Below are 22,161 nucleotides of genomic sequence, written 5' to 3' on the forward strand. Positions count from 1 at the left end.
TAGACGGTTTGTTTTTGTAAATTTAAGGAAAACCGATGAAATTAGCCACCCTAAAAACTGACAGCCGAGACGGTCGCCTAATTGTGGTTAGCCGTGATTTGAGTCGTTATCTTGAGCCAGAAATTAGCACACTGCAATCAGCTCTTGACGATTGGGGAGTGCATAAGCCTACCCTACAAAAACTCTACGATGAGCTAAACGCATCAGAAGTTGGCAAGCCCTTTGATCAAAACGCTTGTCATTCACCATTACCAAGAGCATACCAGTGGGCAGACGGCTCTGCTTATCTTAACCATGTAGAACTGGTACGAAAAGCTCGTAACTCAGAAGTGCCAGTCTCTTTTTATGATGACCCACTCATGTATCAAGGTGGCTCAGACAGTTTCATCGCACCAACAGATGATATACTTGCCAAAAAAGAGTGGGGTATTGACTTAGAGGCAGAAGTGGTAGTGGTGGCAACTGACTTACCGCTTGGGGCGAGCCAAAAGCAGGCAGAAAAAGCCATCGCCTTAGTTGGGTTGGTTAATGATGTTTCTTTGCGTCATCTTATCCCTGATGAGCTTGCCAAAGGTTTTGGTTTTGTGCAGTCTAAGCCTGCTTCGGCATTTAGCCCTGTGTTTGTAACCCCTGATGAATTGGGCGATGCTTGGGTGGATAATAAGGTGCATTTGCCCTTAAATGTAGAGATTAACGGCAAGCCATTTGGTTGCCCCAATGCAGGCGTGGACATGACATTTGATTTTGCACGCTTGCTTAGCCATCTTGCTAAAACTCGTGAAATTGAAGCAGGGACGATTGTCGGCTCTGGCACAGTATCCAACAAACAAGGCAATCTATATGGCTCATCGGTAGAACAAGGCGGTGTAGGTTACTGCTGTATCGCTGAAGTGCGTATGTATGAGACCATTGAAAATGGTAAGCCTAGCACAGAGTTCTTGGATCATGGCGACACTGTCAAAATCTATATGAATGACAAAGATAGTAATAGTATTTTTGGCGAGATTGTTAATACAGTGAAGACCGATTTTTAACATTGGTTTTAGTCATTGGATAGAAAACAAGCCTGTACAATCATTTGGTTGTACAGGCTTTTTATGATTGGGTTTTTGTGATATGGTGATGCTAAATTTTTAAAGAGATGCTCGATTGGCAAATCGTTGGTGCTTGTGCTATTGGTCTTAGTTTTTTGTGTTTTTGTTATTACTAGTTGGCAAGCACAAGGCTAATAATAAAAAGCAAGAAGATGAAATATCAAAACCGAAGATAATCATTCCTTATTGGTAATTTATAATTGTCGTGTTGCTTTGTTCTGGATTGCTGATTGGTCTGGGTAATGGTGTTCAAAATACGCTAATGAGTGAATTTATGCTTAATTTTTGTGGCAAATATACCAAGCAATTAATGCCCCATTATGTCTTATCGCTTCAACCTTGTGTTTTATTTGGTTTTGTTATTACTTTTTTTATTAAATCAGAATGGATTTTGTCAAGTTTGTTTTTGTTTGGCTTTGTTGTTTTGGTCTGCGGTATTTTGGGAGCTTGGATAAATTGTCATGACACACAAGATAAATACAGAGCATAAGTGCTGATGGTTAATAGGCAAATCAATAGCTTGTACAAACAACCGTATGATTTTCATTGAATTATGCGGTTGTTTTTGATTATAATGACTGCTGATCATAAGTGATGACTAGGGCAGATGAGCTGTCATCATATGGCAGTAAGGAATTTTTTTATGAGTAAGCAAGCCCCCCTTTTACATTTAACCCCCAAACAAGCCGTACTGATTGCCATTATTGTGGTGGCGGTGCTTGCCTTGACGATGATTCAACTCGGCTTTGTGCCATTGTTATCGCTACTGATTGTTATCTTGGGTTTGATGATATTTGGACTGACCAAAGGCGTCAAATTTGAAGCAATGCAAGATAAGATGATAGGTGGGGTCGCCACAGGAATGGGGGCGATTTATCTGTTTTCTTTCATTGGGCTTTTGGTTTCTGCTTTGATGATGAGTGGGTCTATTCCTACTTTGATGTATTATGGGTTTAACTTTTTGTTGGCGGAGTGGTTTTATTTATCTGCTTTTATTTTAGCAAGTGTGGTTGGTCTGGCACTTGGTAGCGGATTTACTACTTGTGCGACAGTGGGTGTGGCGTTTTTGGGAATGGCGGCAGCCTTTGGGGCGAATCCTGCGATTGTGGCAGGGGCGGTCGTTTCTGGTGCACTCTTTGGCGATAAGATGTCGCCATTATCTGACACCACAAGCATTGCAGCATCTATTGTTGGCGTGGATTTGTTTGAGCATATCAAAAATATGATGTACACCACAGTGCCTGCGTGGATTATTACAGCGATTTTATTTATGTTCATGCCATCGGCGACTGGCGATTTGACAGGCGTGACAGAATTAAAAGACAGTCTGGTCGCAAGTGGACTGGTGCACAGCTATGCCTTATTGCCCTTTTTGGTGTTGATTGCACTTGCCATCATGCGTGTCAATGCCATCTATGCCATTGGTGCAACCATCGTTGTGGCACTTGCCTTGACCTACACCCATTCTAGCCCAAGTCTATCACAGCTTGGTGGTTGGTTCTTTAAGGGCTATTCATTGCCAGAGGGTGTGGACTTGGGGGCGGTAGGAAAACTGGTCTCTCGTGGTGGTTTGGAGAGTATGTTTTTTACCCAAATTTTGGTGATTTTGGCATTGTCTTTGGGTGGATTGCTTCAAGGGCTTGGCGTATTGCCAGCACTGCTTGATGCGATGCGTCATCTACTCACCAAAGCCTCTCATGGCGTGGCTGCTGCTGCCTTTACGGCTTTTGGGATTAATGTGCTTGTCGGTGAGCAGTATCTAAGTTTGCTTTTATCGGGCAATGCTTTTTTACCAGAGTATCAACGGCTTGGACTGCACCCAAAAAATTTGTCTCGCACCATTGAGGATGCCGGCACGGTCATCAATCCTTTAGTGCCATGGGGAGTGTATGGCGGATTTTTGACGGGGATATTTGGAATGCCAGTGATTAACTATGTACCGTTTGCGTTTTTTTGTTACTTGTGCTTTATTTTGACACTGGTTTATGGGTTTACTGGCTTTACCATCAGCAAGTTAGAACCTGCCAAAAACTAATAACCAATCATCAAAGTGGGGCGATGCCACTGGCTTTAGATGGCATTTGCCCCACCATTTTCAAGGAAGGATTATGGAACTTTACTCTTATTTTAGAAGTTCGGCGGCATATCGTGTACGCATCGCTTTAAATCTCAAAAACATCTCTCATGGCATCATTCCTGTACACTTGGTCAAAGGTCAGCAAAGGTCAGACGACTATCAGGCCAAAAATCCGAGCCAATTATTGCCAAGTTTACAGATTGATGATGGTAAGATACTTAGCCAATCAATGGCGATTTTAGATTTTTTGGAGAATGAGTATCCTAGCCCATCACTGCTACCAAAAGATCATTATGACAGGGCGACTGTGCTGTCTATGTGTCATATCATCGCTTGTGATACGCACCCTGTGAATAATTTGCGAGTGTTGCAATATTTAACAGGTGAATTAAACATAAGCGATGAACAAAAACAAAGCTGGTATGCTCACTGGATTAAGGTCAATTTTACTGCTTTGGAGCAATTATTAAAAACACATGGCGGTCAATATGCTTTTGGCGATAATATCACAATGGCCGATATTTGTCTGGTGCCACAAGTATATAATGCCAATCGCTTTAAAGTGGATTTGAGTGCCTTTCCTAATATTGTCAAGGTAGTAGAAAACTGCAATCAACTAGATGCGTTCATTCAGGCAAGCCCAGAAAAACAAATTGACTTTGAATAACAAAATAAAAAGATAAATAAAAGCGATAACCTAGATTATCGCTTTTATTTCAATGATATTCTTGGGTTATGTGTATAGCTCGTCTGTCTTTACTGCCATGATGAAGTCATTTTTGTGCAGACCCTTGATGCTGTGCGACCACCAAGTTACTGTTACCTTCCCCCATTCTACAAAAATGCCAGGGTGATGTCCTTCACTCTCAGCCAGTTGCATGAGCTTATCGCCAAATGCCCAAGCTGTTTTGAAGTTTTTAAACTTAAATACCCTTTTTAATTGTAAAACATGATGCTCGCCGACTTGTTCGGAGATGACAGCCCAGTCTGGTAGTTGTTTCATGAAAGTGGCAAGCTCTTCATCTGTTACCTTTGGAGCGTCTGCTTGGCAGGCTTCACAAAATTGGTTTTTTAAATCGCTCATAAAAAATTCCCTATAAAAATTAAGTTAAAAATATTGCCCTAATTACACCTTGAAGGATTAAAAAACCGTTCGTGATAAGCTAGTAAGCCATGACGACTTTCTCTTTCAAAGGCATCTTAGGGCAAGTCATGCTGTAAAGGTAGTGAGCTCAACAGTCATTAAATCTGCTAGTCGTCTAATAAACTTGGGTGGGGGTCAAACAACCCTTGCTCCATTGCTTTATCAACTTCTTGCATTAATGATTGTTCGGTCAAAGAAAATAATGCCTCTGGGTCGTCAATGACATAATAAATCGGCTGCACTTTATCAATGCGATAAGGTGTTCTTAGAATATCATTGACATTAAAGGGTCTGTACTCTGGCTTACCGCTTAGGGCGTATTCTGTTTCAGCAGGTGATGATAAGATACCGCCTCCATAAATACGCAGTCCGTCTTGGGTGTTGATCAGCCCAAATTCCATGGTAAACCAGTACAGGCGTGCCAAAAATACCCGTACTTTTTTGCCGGCTTGTAATCCTAACTTTCCATAAATATGCGTAAAATTGGCAAAGTTAGGATTGGTCAATAGGGGTAGATGCCCAATAATTTCGTGGAAAATATCAGGTTCTTGAATATAATCAAAGTCATCTCTGGTACGAATAAAAGTCGCTACAGGGAACTTTTGATTAGCGAGTAATTCAAAAAATTTACCGAATAAGATTAAGGCAGGGACAGGAGCGGTTTGCCAACCACTTGTTTGTTGTAATACCGCATCCAAATCAGGCAGTTGGGGAATATGGTTAATTGGTAGATTTAAGGTGTTTAAACCGTCCAAATATTGCTGATAAGCACTGCCGACCGTGCTTTTTTGTTGGCGGGTGATTAAGTCTCTCCAGATACCATTTTCCTCATCGCTCCATATGATGCGTTTTTTATCGTCTGGGGTGTGAGAGACATAGGGGGTTTTGATTTGCATAAAACTCCTTGTAAGATAATTTATTGAATTAACCAATAAATGACCAAAAGTTACCAATTAAATTCCTGATTGTTTGCTAAACATATCTTAAAATAACAAAAAATGTTTGTCAAGTGCGTATTGAGATGGCTTTTTTTTATAATAAGAGCTAGAGCATAGTTGATGGTATTTGCTGGATTGTAGTTTACATGATATGCTAGATAAGTCCATGTGAGATGATGGGGGTATAATTTGATGGGTTGTGATTTGGTATTCTATAAATTATCGGAATGTACAATAAATAACACCATTGATGAGAGTAATGTATCAATCAAATAATACCGCCAATTAAACAGTACCATTCATTGTCTTGTTTTAGATAAAAGGTTCATAACAATGCTATCTATGTCCGCCATAAAAGGCTGTATTAAAAGGTTTCTGATCGGACTGCTGATTCTGACCTTGTTTCTTATTTTTATCGGATTGGCGACTTATCGCCCCTTGCCTGATAATAGCCATAATATCCAAACCACTCATCTAGCAACCAATCCTGATAGCAAGATTGCCAAAATGCTTTTGCCAGAAGTCATTAAGCGTAAAGATGAAAGTGGGGTGTATGTGCTTGCGGACAGTCGTGATGCGTTTTTGGCACGGCTTGCGTTGGTGGAGTCTGCCCAAGACAGCCTAGATGTGCAGTATTATATCTATCACGATGATCTTTCAGGTAGGCTACTTAGCCAAAGACTACTGGCGGCAGCAGATAGGGGTGTGCGAGTGCGACTACTCTTAGATGACCATACAATGGCAGGCATGGATGGCGTGATTAAGGCATTGGATAATCATGATCGCATTGAAGTTCGTTTATTCAACCCTTATATGCACCGTACTTTTCGCCCATTGGGCTACTTGAGCGACTTTTTTCGTCTAAACCGTCGTATGCACAATAAATCAATGACTGCCGATAGCTTGGTGAGTATCGTAGGTGGTCGCAATATTGGCGATGAGTACTTTGATGCAGGTAGCGGGGTGATGTTTGCCGACTTAGATGTGGCAGTGGTGGGCGACGCTTCTCGCAAGACGGCTAACGATTTTGACCGTTATTGGAATAGTCGGTCGTCTTATATGGCAAGTGATATTATCGGTAAGGTTGCCCCTGCTGACCTATCAGGTGTGTCTGAGGCATCAAAAGCATATCTACAGCTACTAACGCAGACCAATTTCGCTAAGTATCTAACAGATGGGGATATGCCTTTGGTTTGGGCAAAAACACAGCTCATCAGCGACCACCCTGATAAAGTACTAAAGAAGCATAAAGATTCAAATATCTTGGTTAAATACATTGCCCCGTTAATTCAAAACACCCAACAAGAACTCATCATTGTCTCTCCTTATTTTGTGCCAACCAATCAAGGCAAAAGACTATTAAGCGAACTTGCCAAAAATGGCAAATCCGTACAGGTATTGACCAATACTTTAGCTGCCAACGATGTGGCGGTGGTGCATTCAGGTTATGCTAAGTATAGAGAGGATTTATTACAAAGTGGGGTTAGGCTCTACGAACTAAAAGACAATGCCACGGTCAAGCCTACCAAAGTGCGTAATGCCTATGACGGACAAGGGGCAAGCCTGCACGCCAAAACCTTTGTGGTGGATGGTCGGTATCTGTATGTCGGCTCGTTTAATATGGATCCCCGTTCTGCCAATCTTAATACCGAGATGGGTCTGATTATTGAAAGTCCTGTACTAGCAGAGAGGTTGGTAAAAGATTTGTCTACCAATATCCCAACGCACACCTATGCGTTAAGCTTAAATGATGAGGGTAAAAAAGTGTGGACCACCACAGAAAATGGTCAGTTACTAGAACGCACCACCGAACCTGATTCTCCTTTGCATCGGCGTATTCAGGTATGGATAGCCAGTCATCTGCCGATTGAGTGGTTGTTGTAGTGGTGGGGTTATGCTTAAGCAAATAAACAAACCAAAAAAGTACTAAGCATCAATAGGTGCATAAGGCATAAAATCGCTAAAAATTTGAATAAAAAAACCATTTATTTGATGATTCAAATAAATGGTTTTTTTATTCAGTATTATCTATCTAAAAGTCAGTCCTATGAGGATTAGGTGTGTAAAGCAATAAAATCATCTATATTTATTGTAAATTTAGATAAATAAATTAAAAAAAACGATTGTATTTTTGATGTAGAGTTGGTGTTTAATAATCTAGATTGATTAAGCTCTTTTAAGCTTATGGTGATTAAATGGTATTTAGGAGTATTGACATGAAAGTTAAGACGGTAAAGTTGGCGTTGTTGGGTGCGGTATCATTGGTGTTGGGTGCTTGTACAGAGGATATCGGTGTACAGAATGCGATTACGCCAAGTGGTGGTGAAAAAGTAGTATTGAAAGTTTCTCACTTTTGGCCAGCGACAGCCATGAGTCAAAAAAAAGTACTTGAGCCTTGGTGCGATAAAATCGCTGCCGAATCTGATGGTAAACTAACCTGTCAATTTTATCCTGCCATGCAACTTGGAGGTACGCCGGCTCAGTTGATTGACCAGGTAACCGATGGTGTGGCAGATATTGTGTGGACCTTGCCAGGCTATACTGCGGGGCGTTTTCCTAGTATGGAAGTGATGGAGCTTCCCTTTATGACTATTGACGGTGAAAAGAGCAGTCGGGTGGCTTGGCAAATATATGAGGAGTTCGGAAAAAAAGATTTTGAAAAAGTTAAGCCTCTGGCATTTAATGTGCATGACCGTGGGCAGATCCATAATAATGTTCGTCCAATCACTAGGCTAGAAGACTTTAAAGGGCTAAAAATGCGAGCTCCAACCCGCTTGACCAATAAAACACTAGAAGCGTTTGGTGCAACACCTGTGAGTATTCCGTTGCCAAGTTTATCAGAATCTGTCTCAAAAGGTGTGGTTGATGGCTATATTTTGCCTTGGGAGGTTGTTCCTACTTTAAAATTGCATGAGATGACCAAATACCACTCTGAGATAAACAGCCCTGATCCTGTACTGTACAGTGCATTGTTTAGTATTGTGATGAATAAGCAAAAATATGATGGTTTGCCTGACGATTTAAAGAAAGTGATTGATGAGAATTCTGGCATAGAGCTCTCGGCAAGCCTTGGTAAGGCATGGGATGAGGAGGTCGAACAAGCATATCAAAAAGCGGTGGATAAAGGCAATTTGATTAATGTCATCAGTTCGGATGAGGTAAAACGCATTCGGGATGCCGCCCAAAAGGTCGAGTTGGAGTGGATTGCCGATATGAATGCCAAAGGTTATGATGGGCAGGCGATGGTTGATCGTGCTAGAGAGCTGATGGCAGATACTACTAATTAATCTTTATTTAATAGTTTAAACAATTCTTATCGTAAGATGAGCACTTGTTTAAATATGTAATGGAGTGGTTATGGCAGATGCTGTTGAGATTGAGATTTGTGAGGGTAAGCCAGGTGACATAATTGGACGATTTTTATGGACATGGTCTAAGTTGTCTGCGTTCGGTGGTGTGGCGGTTTTAGTTGGTATTTGCCTACTGTCAACAGCCAGTGTTATTGGTCGTTCGATTTTTGATGCACCAATCAAAGGTGATGTGGAGCTTGTTCAGATTGGTTGTGCGTTATCGATTGCTGCATTTTTACCTTATGCTCAAATGAAAAAAGCTCATGTTATTGTTGACTTTTTTACCTTAAAAGCCCCTGTAGCAGTAAGAAAGTACTTGGATATTTTCGCTAGTATCCTGTTGGGGTTGGCGGCTCTTGTACTGATGTGGCGTAGCTATTTTGGGGCGGTGTCAGCTTTTAAGCATGGTACTAGAACCATGATTTTGGCTCTGCCAGAATGGCTAGCCCATATAACGATTGCACCAGGGTTTTTCTTACTGGCCTTGACAGCTTTTTACACTGCTTGGCGATTTTTTAAACAGTACGAGATTCAATAAAAGGGATAGAGTGATGGATTCGATGATTATTGGCTTGCTGATGGGTGTTTTGACGATCTTTTTACTCGTGCTTCGTATCCATATCGGTGTGGCGATGCTTCTTGCTGGAGCGTTGGGGTATGTCATGCTTGCAGGGTGGTTGCCCTTATTAAACTATTTAAAAAGCATGCCATTTGCCAGATTCTCGGTGTATGACTTATCTGTTGTGCCATTATTTTTATTGATGGGTAACTTAGCTTCTCGTGGTGGACTATCCAGGCGATTGTTTGAGGCAACCAATGCATTTTTGGGGCACTATCGTGGTGGTACAGCAATTAGTGCGGTAGGTGCATGTGCAGGCTTCGGGGCGATTTGCGGCTCATCATTAGCTACAGCTGCGACGATGGGTCGAGTTGCTTTGCCTGAATTAAAGCGTGCCAATTATTCCGATGCGTTATCTACAGGGGCTTTAGCGGCGGCGGGTACTTTGGGTATCTTGATTCCACCGTCAGTGGTTTTGGTAATTTATGCTGTATTGACTGAGCAAAATGTCGCTTCAATGTTCATGGCAGCATTGATTCCTGGGATTGTCGCCATGCTTGGCTATATGGCCGCTATTGCAATATATGTGCGAGTGGTGCCAAACAGTGGTCCTGCTATGCCTTATGTTAATTGGTCTCAACGTACCGGTTTATTAAAAGGTGTGTGGCCTGTAGTGGCGGTTTTTGCATTAGTGATTGGTGGGATTTATGGTGGTATTTTTACCCCAACTGAGGCGGCGGCGATCGGTACAGTAGCGGTTGGTGCACTGGCGTTTTTAACTAAAGAGCTGACAAAAGATGGTTTAATACAGGCATTGCTTGATACGGCATCATCAACTGCCATGATTTTTTTGATTTTGATTGGTGCAGATGTATTAAATGCTTTTTTTGCTTTATCACAAATGCCATCCGCTCTTGCTCAATGGGTGTTAAATACTGGTATGGCACCTTTAACTGTGCTGTTCGCTATGATTTTGATTTATCTTATATTGGGCTGTGTCATGGATAGCTTATCTATGATTTTATTGACCATCCCTGTATTTTTTCCCATCATTATGGGCATGGACTTTTGGGGATTAGATCCTACAGATAAGGCCATTTGGTTTGGTGTACTGGCTTTGATGGTGGTGGAGATTGGGTTGATCACACCGCCTGTCGGCATGAATATTTTTGTAATTAATAGTCTTGCTAAAGATGTTGCGGTTAAAGAGACTTATAAAGGTGTGATACCCTTTTTATGTGCAGACCTAACTCGTATTTTAGCTTTGGTATTCATGCCGTCGCTTGCATTGTGGCTTGTGCATATGCTTGGTTAAGGTTAATATGGCAATAAACACCATCAAATACGCAATGGACCAACTAACGAGAAAATTTTTAATCACTGGATATCTATGATTGATTATATCAAAAAATTAGTGTTAAAATGTCATTACTCTACAGGGAGGAAGCTAGACTAGCAAATGATGAAATGCTAGTCAAAAATTATTTTAAAAAATTGTATCATCAAAGGGAATTGACATGTTTGCAACACTTCCAATTATCATTTCGCTCATTTTACTGATGTATTTTGCTTATCGAGGTTGGTCGGTATTGATATTAGCACCACTCATGGCAGCATTGGCGGTCATATTATCGGGTGAAGGCATGTTGCTTTTGCCTGCTTATACCGAAACTTTCATGAAAGCACTTGGCGGATATTTGTTAAAGTTTTTTCCGGTGTTTTTGCTAGGTGCTTTATTTGGGCAGCTGATGGCAGATTCTGGTGCAGCGACTAGCATCGCCAATACTGTTACGAAAAAACTGGGTGCAAGTAGGGCAATTTTGGTGGTTGTCTTAGTTTGTGGTATTTTAACTTATGGGGGTGTCTCACTTTTTGTGGTGGCTTTCTCCATCTATCCAATTTCAAAAGCTCTGTTTCGTCAAGCAAACATGCCCAAACGCCTAATCCCTGCTTGCATTGCACTTGGTTCGTTTACCTTTACGATGACTGCTTTACCTGGCACGCCAGCCATACAGAATGCCATTCCTATTCCGTACTATCAGACCAATGCTTTTTCAGCACCGATTTTGGGATTGATTGGCGGTGGCATCATGTTTGTATTGGGAACTTGGTGGTTGCAAAGTCGTGCTAGAATTGCCAAAAAGATGGGCGAGGGCTATGGTGCCTATAATGATAATGATGATGGTCTTTTAACTTCTGATATGCCATTTGTATTGGCGATAATTCCGCTTGTCTTGGTTATTGGTATTAACGCCTTGCTAACTTACGCTGTGTTTCCTGGTATGGACTTTGGCGTGATTAATGATAGATTTCCTGAGCTTGCAATTAAGTCAAATCTAGGTCTATGGTCCATCATCATTGCTTTGTTAATATCCTGTCTTGTGCTGGTTTTATTAAATTTAAAGCATCTAACACACCTACAAGAGTCTGTTAATAAAGGCGTTTATGGGTCTATGTTGCCTATTTTTAATACGGCGTCAGAAGTTGGCTATGGAGCGGTGATTGCTACTATGGCAGGATTTGCCATCATTCGTGATAATATTTTAAGCATTTCTCCAGATAATCCTTTGGTTTCTGAAGCGGTTGCCATGAGCGTATTGGCAGGCATTACAGGTTCATCGTCAGGAGGTCTGAGCATTGCCTTGCAAACACTCGGAGAAGATTACCTAAAACTTGCCATTGAGCATAATGTGGATCCAGAATTACTGCACAGAATTGCGGTCATGGCGGCAGGCGGTTTAGATACTCTGCCCCATTCTGGTGCGGTTATTACTTTATTTGCTATCTGTCACTTAACACACAAACAATCTTATATGAATCTAGCTGTTGTTACCATAGTGATTCCTATTTTTGCTACCATTAGTGTCATTATACTAGGTACGCTGTTTGGTTCTTTTTAATATCATGACATATAAGGAGCTTGATTAATGCATTATGATCTAAAAAATAAGACTGCCTTTATTACAGGAGCAGGTGGTGGTATCGGGCGACAAATCGCCATAGAGTTTGCCAAGGCGAAGGCTGTGGTTGGTGTGGCTGATATTAATATAAGCAATGCACAAAGTGTGGTTGAAGAAATTCATACCTTAGGCGGTCAAGCAAAAGCTGTATTATTAGATGTTACTAAAGAAGACCAAGTGAACCAGTCTATTAATGAGTTTGTGGCCGAATTTGGTAGTTTGGATATACTAGTCTCTAATGCGGGCATTCAAATCATCAACCCTATCGATAAGTTATCTTATGAAGATTGGAAAAAAATGCTTGCGATACATCTAGATGGTGCTTTTTTAACTACCAAAGCCGCTTTGGCACATATGTACACAAAAAATTCTGGAACGGTCATCTATATGGGGTCGGTGCATGCCCATGAAGCATCAGCCCTAAAATCCCCTTATGTAACCGCTAAACATGGTCTACTGGGCTTGTGTCGCACGCTTGCTAAAGAAGGTGCAAGCCATAATGTTCGCTCTCATGTCATTTGCCCAGGTTTCGTCAAAACACCTTTAGTAGAAAAGCAAATTCCAGAACAAGCTCGAGAAAAAAATATCAGCGAAGAAGAGGTGGTAAAAAATATCATGCTAGGCTCAACGGTAGATGGTGAATTTACCACCACCGATGATGTGTCAGCGTTAGCTTTGTTTTTGGCAAGTTTTCCGACCAATGTATTTACAGGGCAATCTTTTATTGCCAGTCATGGTTGGGGTATGAGATAGTTTAAATCGTTGGTGATAAAAAGGGATTTTATGATTTTACAAGCAATGACGAATGCAAGCGTGCAATTAGTGAATCGCTATTTACCCTCACCCTTTGTTTTTTCTATTGTCTTGACATTTATTGCCTTTTTTGCAGGGCTTGCTTTAACAGGGCAATCACCGATTGAGATGGCAGGACATTGGGGTAGGGGGTTGTGGTCGTTACATGGATTTGCCATGCAAATGGCATTGATTTTAGTAACAGGCTACGCTCTTGCTAATGCACCGCTTGTACAACGCTTTTTGACAAAATTGGCGGGGTGTATCCATTCGCCGACAACAGCCATTGTGGCGGTTTCTTTGGTTGGTTTGATTGGCTCGTGGCTAAATTGGGGGTTTGGTTTAGTGGCGGGGGCGGTGTTTGCCAAGGCTATTGCCAAACAAGTTAAACATGTGGATTATCCTTTGTTAATCGCATCTGCCTATTCAGGATTTTTGATTTGGCACGGCGGTTTATCAGGTTCTATACCTTTAACATTAAGTTCTGGCGGTGAGACTCTAAAGACTTTGTCTGGCGGTGTTTTGACCGAAGCACTACCCATATCACAAACTTTGTTTTCTAGCCATAACTTGCTGATTGTGGGGATTTTGTTGATTGGCATTCCAATGTTAAATCGCTTGATGCACCCTAAAAACCCCACCTTGATTGATCCAAATCTGATTAAAGATGAGGTCCACACACCACCACTGCGTCATACACCTGCACAAAAATTAGATGACAGTCGTGCGATGATGTTGCTATTATTGGCAATAGTGTTGCTGTATTATGTGGATGAGTTTGGAGCGAATGGCTTTAATCTAGGGTTAAACATCGTCATTGGGCTGTTTTTATTCATTGGGCTTTTGTCCCATGGTACATTAGAGCGTTATTATCGTGCAGTGGATGGTGGAATTGGCGGTATTACAGGCATTGTGATTTTGTTCCCTTTTTATGGTGGTATCATGGGGCTAATGACCGGAGTTAATGCTGATGGTATTTCTATCGGCACAAGAATTAGCGAATTTTTTGTCCACTCTGCATCTACAGAGAGTTTTCCTGCACTTGCATTTTTAAGTGCAGGGCTGGTGAATATTTTTGTGCCATCAGGTGGTGGGCAGTTTGCGGTACAAGGTCCTGTTATGATACCCGCTGGGGTGAAATTGGGTGTTGACCCTGCTGTTACTGCGATGGCGATTGCTTGGGGAGACGCATGGACAAACATGATTCAGCCGTTTTGGGCGTTGCCACTACTGGGTATTGCAGGGCTTGACGCACGAGCCATTATGGGTTATTGTTTGGTTATCTTGGCTACATCAGGTATGATGATTGCAAGTGTATTTTTGTTGTTTACTTGAGTGGTTGATTGGGTTTTGTTTTTCATAAGCTAAAAAGAAGGATTTTATGAGTTCTAAGGTATTTGACAGTGCCGAACTGGCACTAAAAGACATTGTGGCAGATGGACAAGTGATTGCGGTGGGTGGTTTTGGGCTTTGTGGCATTCCAGAGAGTCTCATTGCTTCTTTGCGTGATAGTGGCGTGCAGGGTTTGACTTGTATCAGTAATAACGCAGGCGTAGATGATTTTGGGCTTGGATTGCTTTTGCAAACTCGCCAAATTAAAAAAATGATTGCATCTTATGTGGGGGAGAATAAAGAGTTTGAACGCCAGTTCTTGTCAGGTGATTTGGAGGTGGAGCTAACCCCACAAGGTACACTGGCTGAGAAACTGCGTGCTGGCGGTGCCGGCATCCCTGCTTTCTTTACCGCAACAGGTGTGGGAACACAAGTCTCTGAAGGTAAAGAGATTCGTAATTTTGATGGACGAGACTATGTGCTAGAACGCTCGCTTGTCGCCGATGTATCGCTTATTAAGGCACATAAAGCGGACAAGGCAGGTAATTTGATTTTTAACAAAACCGCAAGAAACTTCAACCCTGATGTCGCAACAGCTGGCAAAATCTGCGTGGTGGAAGTAGAAGAATTGGTAGAAGTGGGCGAACTTGATCCTAATAGCATTCATTTGCCAGGTATCTATGTACACCGCATTGTTGTCAATGCCAATCCAGAAAAACGCATTGAACAAAGAACCATCAAGAACAAGGAGTAACCAATGGCTTGGACAAGACAACAAATGGCTAAAAGAGCCGCCAAAGAGCTTAAAGATGGCTTTTATGTCAATTTGGGAATTGGTTTGCCGACTTTGGTGGCAAACTACATTCCAGATGATGTCAATGTGATGCTCCAGTCCGAAAATGGACTGTTAGGCATTGGTGAGTTTCCTGATGAAGATACCATTGACCCTGATTTGATCAATGCAGGCAAGCAGACGGTTACCGCTCAAAAAGGAGCAAGTTTTTTTTCAAGCTCGCAGTCCTTTGCCATGATTCGAGGTGGTAAAGTTAATCTTGCCATTTTGGGGGCGATGGAAGTCTCAGAATTTGGCGATCTTGCCAACTGGATGATACCAGATAAAATGGTCAAGGGCATGGGCGGGGCGATGGACTTGGTGGCAGGCGTGCAACGAGTCATTGTGCTGATGGAGCATACTGCCAAAGATGGCTCACTAAAAATCAAAGCCAACTGTGATTTACCGCTTACCGGCAAAAAAGTCGTGCATCGCATCATCACCGATTTGGCTGTGTTAGATGTTACAGAGACTGGGCTAAAGCTTGTGGAGCTTGCTGATGGGGTGGTTTTTGAGGAAGTGCAAAACAAGACAGGCACACCCATCATCGTTGATTAAGCATTAAAAAACCGTTCAAAAGAACGGTTTTTTAATGCTTGTGAGTCAATCAGCTGCATTGTTTTTTGTTGTAGATGTCAGTTAGCTTGGCTTGACGCTCTTTGGCGGCATCAATCGCTTCTTCGGTGTTGGCATAGGTAGCGAACAGGGCAGGGATAAAGAATAGGGCAGCAGCGACATTTTTGCCAGTTACTTTGCGTTCTGCACGAGCATCTTGTTCAAATTTTTTGGCTTCTGCGATTTCTGATTTTAGTTGTGCACAGCTTAGTTGATGATCATTGATCTTGGTGGTTTGAACAACATGTGGTGTGGCACAGGCAGATAGTACTGCAGCTGCAGCAATGACGGCGGCAAATTTAACTTTCATAAAAAATCCCTCTGGATGATGTTACGGTTAATATACATAATTGATGGATATAAAAAACAATCTATCAATTATGTAATTATATAGTACTTTATCAGAAAGTCAATTGATGTCTAGAAAAAGTTTTACAACCACATAAAATCATTTGCCTAGTGTACTAAAGCATGCGATAATAATTGGTTGATTTTTGTAAAAAAATTTTTTGTATTTTAAACTTTTATTGGTAAATCAATAGGATAGCTATGGCTCAATATATCTATACAATGAACAAAGTGTCCAAAATCATCCCGCCTAAGCGAGAGATTTTAAAGGACATTTCTTTATCATTTTTTCCAGGGGCGAAGATTGGCGTACTGGGTCTAAATGGTGCAGGTAAATCTACACTACTGCGTATCATGGCAGGCGTGGATACCGAATATAGTGGCGAGGCACGCCCACAGGCAGGCATTAAGGTTGGCTATCTGCCCCAAGAACCTCAGCTTGACCCCACCAAAGATGTGCGTGGCAATGTGGAGGACGGCGTGCGTGAAGCCCTAGATGCCCTTGACCGCCTAAACCAAATCTACGCCGAATATGCCGAGCCTGATGCCGATTTTGACAAACTGGCTGCCGAACAAGGCAAGATGGAGGACATCATTCAAGCGTGGGACGCCCACAACCTAAACACTCAGCTTGAAAAAGCAGCAGACGCACTACGCCTGCCACCATGGGACGCTGATGTGTCTAAGCTGTCAGGGGGTGAAAAACGCCGTGTTGCCCTGTGCCGTCTTTTGCTGTCTAAGCCTGATATGCTCTTGCTTGATGAACCAACCAACCATCTAGACGCTGAAAGTGTGGCGTGGCTTGAACGCTTCTTAAAAGATTATTCTGGTACGATTGTGGCGATTACCCACGACCGCTACTTTTTGGATAATGTAGCTGAGTGGATTTTGGAGCTGGATCGTGGCTATGGCTATCCTTATCAAGGCAACTACACCGAATGGCTAGAACAAAAAAATAAACGCCTAGAGCAAGAGCAAAAGCAAGAAGAAGCATTTGCTAAAGCCTTAAAGCAAGAGCTAGAATGGGTTCGCAAAAACCAAAAGGGTCAGCAAGCCAAATCCAAATCTCGCCTAGAACGCTTTGAGGAGATGAACTCTCGTGAGTTCCAACAGCGTAACGAAACGGCAGAAATCTACATTCCGCCAGGACCTCGTTTGGGCAATAAAGTCATTGAGGTCAAGAACATATCCAAATCCTTTGACGGTCGTTTGCTATACGAAAACTTGTCTTTTACCGTACCGCCAATGGCGATTGTGGGGATTGTCGGTCCTAATGGGGCAGGTAAAACCACGCTGTTTAATATGATTACAGGCAAAGATACGCCAGATACAGGTACGGTAGAGGTGGGCGAGAGTGTCAAAGTCGCCTATGTGGGACAGGTGCGTGATAATCTGGACGACAAAAAAACCGTGTGGGAAGAGGTGTCGGACGGTCTAGATATGATCACGGTGGGCGAATACACCACGCCAAGCCGTGCCTATATCGGACGCTTTAACTTTAAGGGTCAAGACCAACAAAAACTGGTGGGCAACCTGTCAGGTGGTGAACGCAACCGCTTACAACTTGCCAAAACCTTAAAGCAAGGTGCTAATGTGCTACTGCTTGACGAACCATCAAACGACCTTGATGTGGAGACCTTGCGTGCCTTAGAAGATGCGGTGGAGGTGTTTCCTGGTACGGTATTGGTGGTGTCGCATGACCGCTGGTTCTTGGATCGTATCGCTACGCATATTTTATCATTTGAAAATGAAACGCCAGAGTTCTTTGATGGCAATTATTCAGAATATGAAAAATGGCGTAAAGAGCGATTGGGGGCAGACGCCACCCCTAAGCGTATGAAATACAAGAAGATTGGGGGCTGATTATCACCCATTGCCAAAATTAAAAACAGCGGTCAATAAAAATTGATCGCTGTTTTTTAGAAGTGAGAGATCGTGATATGTTCAAGCTATTTTGCAATAAGACCAAGAAAAATCCACCGGCATCAATCCCTAAATGTAGTCAATATACTGATGATGTGAATGGGGGTTTGATAGGCACCAAAAACCCTACTCAGAAAGTTGGAGAAAATGTTGATGAGTCAAGCAAGATAAATTGGAGTTTTGTATTAAGATCTATGCCTTCATACTTTCCCATTCTAACTTTTATTGCAATCTTGGTAGGTGCCTTTAAGTCAAGGTCTTATTTGGGGAGTATTGGTTATGATAGTATTTTTTCAGAGGTTATTGGTAGCCCATCAGCCTTGATTGGTATTGTCGTTGCCTATTTCTTTTCTGTTTTGCTTTTGGCGGTTTATTTTTTATTGTATTTTTTGCTATTTTTGTTTTTGAATAATATTGATAAGGCTTTGCAAGTTCCAGATTTGAACAGAAATGGTCTTATGAAGAAGATTCAGTACTGTTATGCGTTCATATCTTTTATGATTTTGATTTGGGGCTTATCCATCTATTTTGATTGGTTGGATGACGATTCTTTTTTATTGTATTTGGGGCTTGCATTTGTGGTGATGTTGCCACTTGTTTTACTTGTTACCGAATTTAGAAAATCCGCCAATCTCTTGTTTTTGTCTGCAATCTGTTTTTTGGTATTTGGTTATTCTTATGTATATCCATTCTTGTATGCACAGATAATCATAGCATTTGAGATGAGAAAAGATTGGCAGTGGTACATATTTTTTGCCCTGCCAATAACTGGCATCATTATTAATATTGCATCGTTGTTCATATTTAACCGGCAGGAAGAAAAATCATTTTCACCAAAAGATAGTAATAGACTTGTGGGTTTTATTTGTGTATTTATCTTTATTGGGTTTGTTGCTTTTCTTGGTGGTTATACTAAATTTTCTGATTTATCGTTGTATGCCCCACGCTTTATAGAAAGACCAAGCAACTCATCTTGGTATCTTATCCATAATGGCAATACCACTTCTCAGACCATTAATGGAATGACTAAGGAAGATATCAAGCAGAAAAAAGAACTGCGATTTCATGCTAAAGACTGTGAAGATTATTTGGGCGAAAGCTACAAAGAAAAATGTGAAACCGATAATCAAGATACTCTAAACCAAAGACCTGAAGCCCTTTATGGTTATATGGCGTGGAACTTAGGAGATATAAAGGTATTTTGCCCTGTGTCGGTGGATTTTTTTGAGTTTAGTGCTGATGAAAATCAAAGATTGAATCAAGCTGATAAAGAAGACGGAAATATAGAAAAAGAAAAGTCGCATATCTTGGCAGAAAAATCCAGACAGTGCATTGCCATCAATAAGCAGTTTTTGCAACCAGTCAGTGGATATTATCTGTCCCATGCCCAGTAGTGAAATTAAACCAAAAAAACGACATCCTAAGATGTCGTTTTTTATTTTGTTATTTGCCTAAAGGTGGGTATTGTTATTGCCCATCTTTTGGTGTGGTGGTTTTATTGTTTGCTTCGCTTTCTGCTTTGTCTTGAATACGCTTTAATAAGCGAGCAGCAGCTTCACGACCGCCTAGACCAAAGGCAAGAGCAAATGCTACCGCCACAGCACCTAGTGTTAGACCAAATGCAAGGTTTACGATGCTATCAGCGATACCCATCGCTTTTAGACCCATTGCCAGTACCAAGCCCATGATAAGCACACGCACGATGTTAGCTAGGAAGCTACTGCCTTGATTAGAGCGTTCTACGACACCTGCGATGATGTTGGCAAGCCAAAAACCGATGGTTAGGATAACAGCACCCAAGATGATTTGTCCGCCAAAAGCGATGAACATTGTGATGATGCCACTGATTTGTTCAAAGCCCAGTAGGTCGGCTGCAGCGATAGACGCAAACAGCATGGCAAACAATAAGATGGCACAGCTGATTAGGTCTGAGATTTTCTTGTTGCCAAAAGCACCTTGTAGCCCAAGTTTGGCAGGCAAAGCGTCAATTTGAGTATTTGACAAGATACCCTTGACGATGTTCGCCAACATACGCACCACAAAATAAGTAATCGTTAAAATCGCCACCGCTGTAAAGATGCTTGGCAGTGCTTCTAGGATTTGGTTGAGCATATTTGTGGCAGGGCGTGAAACGGTCTCAATTTTCAACGCATCAAGTGCTGCGATGGTAAATGGTACGATGACCAACATGAATGACAGCGAACCTGCGATGGTTGGTAGGCTGTTTTGTTCACTAATGCCTGCTTTACTGGCTAATGCTTGGATATTCAACCCTGCGATAAGGTTGATGACGATGCCACGCACCACTTTAGCAACGATAAAGCCGATGAAAAATACCAATGCCGCCATCAGAGCATTTGGAATGAAATTGAAAGCCTTGTCAATCATATTGGTCAATGGCGTAAATAAGCCCTCTAGACCCAGACGACCCAAGATGACGGTCAAAACAATCAGTAAAATGAACCAATATACAATATCAGCGACCGCACCACTCATTGGCTTGACACCTGCCTCTTGAGACAGTTTTTCATCTAGTGTGGTCTTAGATAGTGCAATGGTGGTGGCATTGCGTGCAATGGTCGCTACTACCCAACCGACAACACCAATGGCGACGGCGGTCAGTAGGTTTGGCAAGAACAGCAGAACTTGATTAACCATATTAGCAAAAGGAGCTGAGATTGAGTTTAGGTTAAGTTGATTGAGTGCAGCTGAGATGCTGATGATCATCACAAACCAAAAGATGATTTTGCTAATTAGGGTATCTAAGTTGTAATGATGTCCAGTTGATTGGCTGATGCGATTGTTCAAATTGAGTTTTGACAACGCTTTTTTGGCGAATGATGCCAAGATAAGGGCGATAAGCCAGCCTAAGATAAAAATTAAAATAGCACCAATAACAGAACCAATCGGACCTTGCAGATATTGGTTAAAAATGGCGAAATTCATATAATGTTCCATGAATCTGCTCCAAAAGTTGATAAAAAACTACCGTATTATAAAATAAAAAAGTGGCATCTGCCATCAGCCTTTTATTTTAAAGAGTGTTGCAATACCATCAATGCACGATGCAAGATGATTGCTTGGTGATATAGTAACACTAAAATCAGCCAAATGGTCTGTGTGGATAATCTTTCATAACAATATTAACAATTTCTATACATGACCAGTCAAAAATTCACCGCACTTAGATATCTTTTTTGGTATGATATTGCGTTATGGGTTCTTAACCTGTTTTTTAACCATTTTTGAGATTATTATGAAAAAACAAACCTTATTGGCTGTCAGTGTGATGGCGGTTTTGGCATTGACAGGCTGTAATAAAGCGAACACTGCCACAGACGAATCAAAAGCTACTGAAAAATCAACCGTTGTTACCGATAAAAGCACCGAAATTGAAAAAATCAGCTATATCATTGGTTATGAGCAAGGTCAGTACCTAAAGAACATGACTGAGCAAACAGGCGAAACGCTTGATATTGAGATTTATAACAAAGCCGTTGCTGATGCGGTCGCAGGTAAAGAAAGTGCCTTAACCAATGAGCAAATTGAAGCAGTGGGTAAGGCGTACGAAGAACGCAAAATCAAAGAAGCCGAAGAAAAAGCAACCAAAAACAAAGCAGATGGCGAGAAGTTCCTAGCCGAGAATGCCACCAAAGAAGGCGTAAAGACCACCGCATCAGGACTACAATATAAAGTCATCACCGAAGGTAAGGGAGCGACACCAAAAGCGACCGATACGGTAGTTGTACATTATGAGGGCAAGCTGATTAATGGCGAGGTGTTTGACTCATCTTATGAGCGTGGTATGCCGGCACAGTTTAAACTGAACGAAGTCATCAAGGGTTGGACTGAAGGTCTTCAGTTGATGAAAAAAGGTGCAAAATACGAACTGTATGTGCCATCAGAGCTTGCCTATGGCGAGACTGGCAACCCTGCTATTGAGCCAAACAGCGTGCTAATCTTTACTGTTGAGCTATTAGACGATGCACAGGCAAAAGCTGCCATTGAAAAAGCCCAACAAGAAATGGCAGCCCATGCAGCCGCTCATGGTGCAGAAGAACACCACCATAAATAAACCATTCGTTGGTGTTAAAAACCCCTTAAAAGTGATTTTAAGGGGTTTTTTGTGGTGTTTTGGTGTGGTGATGGGCGACACAGTAATGACTGACCGTGTGGGTCTTATGTCGCCATCATGCC

At 41.8% G+C, this 22,161-nt stretch carries 19 protein-coding genes; 15 read left to right on the forward strand and 4 right to left on the reverse strand.

The window, feature by feature from the left end; translation table 11 throughout:
• Window positions 1-35: 35 nt before the first annotated feature.
• The 3 genes from ACERC6_RS06090 to maiA all read left to right on the forward strand — a co-directional run bounded on the left by ACERC6_RS06090 (window position 36) and on the right by maiA (window position 3,838).
• The gene (locus ACERC6_RS06090; RefSeq protein WP_373628185.1) at window positions 36-1,034 is read left to right on the forward strand and encodes a fumarylacetoacetate hydrolase family protein; all 999 of its coding nucleotides are present in this window, start codon (window positions 36-38) and stop codon (window positions 1,032-1,034) included.
• A gap of 703 nt (window positions 1,035-1,737) precedes the next feature.
• A complete protein-coding gene (locus ACERC6_RS06095) occupies window positions 1,738-3,129 on the forward strand; it encodes a Na+/H+ antiporter NhaC family protein (protein WP_373628186.1) in 1,392 nt (463 codons plus the stop codon).
• A 73-nt stretch (window positions 3,130-3,202) separates the two neighbouring features.
• Window positions 3,203-3,838 (forward strand): maleylacetoacetate isomerase, encoded by a 636-nt coding sequence (gene maiA / locus ACERC6_RS06100; RefSeq protein WP_284673542.1) that lies wholly within the window; start codon window positions 3,203-3,205, stop codon window positions 3,836-3,838.
• A 66-nt stretch (window positions 3,839-3,904) separates the two neighbouring features.
• On the opposite strand, the gene ACERC6_RS06105 is transcribed toward maiA, so the two are convergent.
• Together ACERC6_RS06105 and phhA are read right to left on the reverse strand one after the other, a co-directional pair.
• Window positions 3,905-4,255 carry a 4a-hydroxytetrahydrobiopterin dehydratase gene (locus tag ACERC6_RS06105; protein WP_284673541.1) on the reverse strand — a complete coding sequence of 117 codons (351 nt, stop codon included), beginning with the start codon at window positions 4,253-4,255 and terminating at the stop codon, window positions 3,905-3,907.
• 167 nt (window positions 4,256-4,422) lie between these two features.
• Entirely contained in the window at window positions 4,423-5,211 is a 789-nt protein-coding gene (phhA, locus tag ACERC6_RS06110) for a phenylalanine 4-monooxygenase (protein WP_373628188.1), read from the reverse strand.
• Window positions 5,212-5,586: 375 nt separating this feature from the next.
• Here phhA and ACERC6_RS06115 point away from each other — a divergent pair, with 375 nt between their 5' ends.
• From ACERC6_RS06115 to ACERC6_RS06155, 9 genes are all read left to right on the forward strand, one after another.
• Window positions 5,587-7,137 (forward strand): phospholipase D family protein, encoded by a 1,551-nt coding sequence (locus ACERC6_RS06115; RefSeq protein WP_373630510.1) that lies wholly within the window; start codon window positions 5,587-5,589, stop codon window positions 7,135-7,137.
• A 332-nt stretch (window positions 7,138-7,469) separates the two neighbouring features.
• Window positions 7,470-8,540, forward strand: coding sequence for a TRAP transporter substrate-binding protein (locus ACERC6_RS06120; RefSeq protein ID WP_373628190.1), 1,071 nt, complete (start codon window positions 7,470-7,472; stop codon window positions 8,538-8,540).
• 70 nt (window positions 8,541-8,610) lie between these two features.
• A complete protein-coding gene (locus tag ACERC6_RS06125) occupies window positions 8,611-9,141 on the forward strand; it encodes a TRAP transporter small permease (RefSeq protein ID WP_373628191.1) in 531 nt (176 codons plus the stop codon).
• 13 nt (window positions 9,142-9,154) lie between these two features.
• Window positions 9,155-10,477 carry a TRAP transporter large permease gene (locus ACERC6_RS06130; RefSeq protein WP_373628192.1) on the forward strand — a complete coding sequence of 441 codons (1,323 nt, stop codon included), beginning with the start codon at window positions 9,155-9,157 and terminating at the stop codon, window positions 10,475-10,477.
• A 202-nt stretch (window positions 10,478-10,679) separates the two neighbouring features.
• Window positions 10,680-12,062: a GntP family permease gene (locus ACERC6_RS06135; RefSeq protein WP_373628193.1), complete on the forward strand. Its 1,383-nt coding sequence runs from the start codon at window positions 10,680-10,682 to the stop codon at window positions 12,060-12,062.
• 27 nt (window positions 12,063-12,089) lie between these two features.
• On the forward strand, window positions 12,090-12,875 hold the full coding sequence (locus tag ACERC6_RS06140) for a 3-hydroxybutyrate dehydrogenase (RefSeq protein ID WP_373628194.1): 786 nt from the start codon (window positions 12,090-12,092) through the stop codon (window positions 12,873-12,875).
• Between the two features lie 30 nt (window positions 12,876-12,905).
• Window positions 12,906-14,249: a short-chain fatty acid transporter gene (locus tag ACERC6_RS06145; protein WP_373628195.1), complete on the forward strand. Its 1,344-nt coding sequence runs from the start codon at window positions 12,906-12,908 to the stop codon at window positions 14,247-14,249.
• A 46-nt stretch (window positions 14,250-14,295) separates the two neighbouring features.
• On the forward strand, window positions 14,296-15,000 hold the full coding sequence (locus ACERC6_RS06150) for a CoA transferase subunit A (protein WP_284673532.1): 705 nt from the start codon (window positions 14,296-14,298) through the stop codon (window positions 14,998-15,000).
• 3 nt (window positions 15,001-15,003) lie between these two features.
• Entirely contained in the window at window positions 15,004-15,636 is a 633-nt protein-coding gene (locus tag ACERC6_RS06155) for a 3-oxoacid CoA-transferase subunit B (protein ID WP_373628196.1), read from the forward strand.
• 49 nt (window positions 15,637-15,685) lie between these two features.
• Here the strand turns inward: ACERC6_RS06155 and ACERC6_RS06160 are convergent, their stop codons facing one another.
• Complete coding sequence (locus ACERC6_RS06160) at window positions 15,686-16,003, reverse strand: hypothetical protein (protein WP_284673530.1); 318 nt, start codon at window positions 16,001-16,003, stop codon at window positions 15,686-15,688.
• 239 nt (window positions 16,004-16,242) lie between these two features.
• Between ACERC6_RS06160 and ettA the strand changes: the two genes are divergently transcribed.
• A complete protein-coding gene (gene ettA / locus ACERC6_RS06165) occupies window positions 16,243-17,904 on the forward strand; it encodes an energy-dependent translational throttle protein EttA (protein ID WP_284673529.1) in 1,662 nt (553 codons plus the stop codon).
• Between the two features lie 254 nt (window positions 17,905-18,158).
• Window positions 18,159-19,358, forward strand: coding sequence for a hypothetical protein (locus tag ACERC6_RS06170; protein ID WP_373630511.1), 1,200 nt, complete (start codon window positions 18,159-18,161; stop codon window positions 19,356-19,358).
• Window positions 19,359-19,431: 73 nt separating this feature from the next.
• On the opposite strand, the gene ACERC6_RS06175 is transcribed toward ACERC6_RS06170, so the two are convergent.
• Complete coding sequence (locus ACERC6_RS06175; protein WP_373628199.1) at window positions 19,432-20,910, reverse strand: mechanosensitive ion channel; 1,479 nt, start codon at window positions 20,908-20,910, stop codon at window positions 19,432-19,434.
• Between the two features lie 310 nt (window positions 20,911-21,220).
• Here ACERC6_RS06175 and ACERC6_RS06180 point away from each other — a divergent pair, with 310 nt between their 5' ends.
• Complete coding sequence (locus ACERC6_RS06180; protein ID WP_373628200.1) at window positions 21,221-22,039, forward strand: FKBP-type peptidyl-prolyl cis-trans isomerase; 819 nt, start codon at window positions 21,221-21,223, stop codon at window positions 22,037-22,039.
• Window positions 22,040-22,161: the final 122 nt, after the last annotated feature.

The organism is Moraxella sp. E33BD, assembly GCF_041807865.1.
Lineage (GTDB): Bacteria > Pseudomonadota > Gammaproteobacteria > Pseudomonadales > Moraxellaceae > Moraxella > Moraxella haemolytica.

Bases quoted from the DNA above. Each gene is read 5' to 3' on its own strand.
- ACERC6_RS06090 (WP_373628185.1), top strand. From the start codon at position 36: ATGAAATTAGCCACCCTAAAAACTGACAGCCGAGACGGTCGCCTAATT.
- ACERC6_RS06095 (WP_373628186.1), top strand. From the start codon at position 1,738: ATGAGTAAGCAAGCCCCCCTTTTACATTTAACCCCCAAACAAGCCGTA.
- maiA (WP_284673542.1), top strand. From the start codon at position 3,203: ATGGAACTTTACTCTTATTTTAGAAGTTCGGCGGCATATCGTGTACGC.
- ACERC6_RS06105 (WP_284673541.1), bottom strand. From the start codon at position 4,255: ATGAGCGATTTAAAAAACCAATTTTGTGAAGCCTGCCAAGCAGACGCT.
- phhA (WP_373628188.1), bottom strand. From the start codon at position 5,211: ATGCAAATCAAAACCCCCTATGTCTCTCACACCCCAGACGATAAAAAA.
- ACERC6_RS06115 (WP_373630510.1), top strand. From the start codon at position 5,587: ATGCTATCTATGTCCGCCATAAAAGGCTGTATTAAAAGGTTTCTGATC.
- ACERC6_RS06120 (WP_373628190.1), top strand. From the start codon at position 7,470: ATGAAAGTTAAGACGGTAAAGTTGGCGTTGTTGGGTGCGGTATCATTG.
- ACERC6_RS06125 (WP_373628191.1), top strand. From the start codon at position 8,611: ATGGCAGATGCTGTTGAGATTGAGATTTGTGAGGGTAAGCCAGGTGAC.
- ACERC6_RS06130 (WP_373628192.1), top strand. From the start codon at position 9,155: ATGGATTCGATGATTATTGGCTTGCTGATGGGTGTTTTGACGATCTTT.
- ACERC6_RS06135 (WP_373628193.1), top strand. From the start codon at position 10,680: ATGTTTGCAACACTTCCAATTATCATTTCGCTCATTTTACTGATGTAT.
- ACERC6_RS06140 (WP_373628194.1), top strand. From the start codon at position 12,090: ATGCATTATGATCTAAAAAATAAGACTGCCTTTATTACAGGAGCAGGT.
- ACERC6_RS06145 (WP_373628195.1), top strand. From the start codon at position 12,906: ATGATTTTACAAGCAATGACGAATGCAAGCGTGCAATTAGTGAATCGC.
- ACERC6_RS06150 (WP_284673532.1), top strand. From the start codon at position 14,296: ATGAGTTCTAAGGTATTTGACAGTGCCGAACTGGCACTAAAAGACATT.
- ACERC6_RS06155 (WP_373628196.1), top strand. From the start codon at position 15,004: ATGGCTTGGACAAGACAACAAATGGCTAAAAGAGCCGCCAAAGAGCTT.
- ACERC6_RS06160 (WP_284673530.1), bottom strand. From the start codon at position 16,003: ATGAAAGTTAAATTTGCCGCCGTCATTGCTGCAGCTGCAGTACTATCT.
- ettA (WP_284673529.1), top strand. From the start codon at position 16,243: ATGGCTCAATATATCTATACAATGAACAAAGTGTCCAAAATCATCCCG.
- ACERC6_RS06170 (WP_373630511.1), top strand. From the start codon at position 18,159: ATGCCTTCATACTTTCCCATTCTAACTTTTATTGCAATCTTGGTAGGT.
- ACERC6_RS06175 (WP_373628199.1), bottom strand. From the start codon at position 20,910: ATGAATTTCGCCATTTTTAACCAATATCTGCAAGGTCCGATTGGTTCT.
- ACERC6_RS06180 (WP_373628200.1), top strand. From the start codon at position 21,221: ATGAAAAAACAAACCTTATTGGCTGTCAGTGTGATGGCGGTTTTGGCA.